The 499-nt window shown below is 42.5% G+C and carries 1 protein-coding gene; it reads left to right on the plus strand.

Going from position 1 to position 499, the window contains the following annotated elements; translation table 11 throughout:
* Nucleotides 1-499: calcium-binding protein (locus FFO06_RS20840; RefSeq protein WP_370744028.1), on the plus strand; the 499-nt coding region annotated here is incomplete at both ends.

The following is a 499-nucleotide window of genomic DNA, read 5'->3' on the forward strand; positions in this document are numbered from 1 at the left end:
CTTCCGCAAATTGAGATTTTAGATAGTAGCATTCTTGGCAATGCCAATGGGGCTTATGCCAGTAGCAATAATCAGATTTATTTATCAGCTAATTTTCTCACCACTTCTACAGCAGAAGCTATTAGTGGAGTTTTGTTAGAGGAAATTGGGCATTTTATTGATGCTCAAATTAATCTCAGTGATAGTGCCGGAGATGAAGGGGCGATTTTTGCCGCTTTGGTACAGGGTAACAGTCTGGATACTACAACTTTACAAGCTTTGAAGGCTGAGGATGATCACGCGACCATTACTGTAAATGGGCAAAATATTCAGGTAGAACAGCAGAATTTTACGGGAACTGCTGGGGATGACACCATTACGGGAACATCTGAGGATGATCTTCTCTATGGACAAGACGGTAATGATACCCTGAATGCTGGTCATGGACGAGATCGTCTTGAAGGTGGAGATGGAGATGATGTTTTGTCTGGAGGTGCTGGGGATGATGGCTTTTATTATG

The sequence above is a fragment of the Dolichospermum planctonicum genome (genome assembly GCF_005402965.1).
In the GTDB taxonomy this organism is placed as follows: domain Bacteria; phylum Cyanobacteriota; class Cyanobacteriia; order Cyanobacteriales; family Nostocaceae; genus Dolichospermum; species Dolichospermum planctonicum.